2 protein-coding genes are annotated in these 1299 nt (G+C 51.0%); one reads left to right on the forward strand and one right to left on the reverse strand.

What is annotated here, in order from left to right:
- Nucleotides 1–402, forward strand: a 402-nt coding sequence (locus BWI97_RS27025) for a recombinase family protein (protein WP_158242900.1), incomplete at its 5' end; no start/stop codon positions are given.
- Nucleotides 403–477: 75 nt separating this feature from the next.
- Here the strand turns inward: BWI97_RS27025 and BWI97_RS27030 are convergent.
- Nucleotides 478–1299, reverse strand: an 822-nt coding sequence (locus BWI97_RS27030) for an NmrA family NAD(P)-binding protein (RefSeq protein WP_102203489.1), incomplete at its 5' end; no start/stop codon positions are given.

A 1299-nucleotide genomic window follows, 5' to 3' on the forward strand; every position in this document is an offset into this window, starting at 1 on the left:
CTTCGGGACTCGGGGGTAAACTTCATTTGCTGTGACATGCCCGAAGCCAATACCCTCACCATTGGCGTGATGGCTACCATGGCCCAGCACGAACGGGAGCTGATTTCTGAAAGGACTAAACGTGCCATGGCTCAGTTGAAGAAAAGAGGGGCCACGTTAGGTAATCCCGCCAATCTGACCGAGCAGGCCAGACGAAAAGGGACGCAGGCTAGCCAGGTCAACGCCAGAGCTGATCAGAATAATCGGAGGGCGGGGGCTTTTGCCAGAAATCTTCGTAATTCCGGCTACAGCTGGGCCGAAATTGCCCGCCAGCTCAACGCCAACGGCTTTACGACACGAAACGGCGGAAACTTTCAGATTGTCCAGGTACAGCGAGTCGTTAAACTGCTGGATCACTTATAATATATTGGAGCAGAAACATCGGTCCAGCTCAAGCCACCGGTACATGGGACGGCATGAGCTGGACCGATTGAAGTATCATTCTACCCGATAACTCAGCAAGAAAAGGCCCCTGTGCTTACGTTTATCGGACAAATGATTTGAGAAATCCAGACTCGTCCTCCAGGTGAGATTGGGGTACCGTTCGTTCGCTAGTTGCGTATGCTGGGTCGTGAACATCGAATACATGTACTGCCCCTGTTGCCATTTGGCGTATAATTCCTGTTCGCCGGCCGGATAATCGGCTCGTTGCTTTTTGATAAAGGCGGCAAAATCTTCAAGACTGCCTAGCTGCTGCATTCTGAATTCCTGGCCCGTAAGCTGTTTGACCTCCTCCTGCAATAAGGAAGGGCTCACCTGAAAACTGGCAATCTGTAGGTTACGGGGGGCTTTTTCATCCAGAGCTACCTCGGCCGTGAAAGCGGCGGTATCATCCATCGTCGTGAAATCCAGTTTCCAGTCTGCCTTATCACCCCAGTACCCAATACTTTTTTCTTTCAGGTTTAAAATCGGGGTATTGTATTGGAGAATATCCGCGAAAGCACCGTTGAAAACAGAAGAAGCCTGTATGGACGTGCGGTCCAGATACGTTCTGAATTCTCGCCGTAAATCAAAGTTTCTATTTTCCCCCGGCACCAGCTTTGTGTAATCGGTACAAAAATCAGAAGGAATAAAGCGGGGCACACCGGCCTGAATCGCCCCATCCAGAATTCGGGTCTGTAAATCAACGATTACCTCGCGTAACCCGGCCAGAGCCGATATGACACAATCGGCTCCCGTACTGGCCTCCGCCAGAGCATCCACGCTGTTCAGGTCTACTTCTTCAACCGTCGCTCCGCTTTCTTGCAACGCCTTATTTTT

The organism is Siphonobacter sp. BAB-5405, assembly GCF_002872335.1.
Lineage (GTDB): Bacteria > Bacteroidota > Bacteroidia > Cytophagales > Spirosomataceae > Siphonobacter.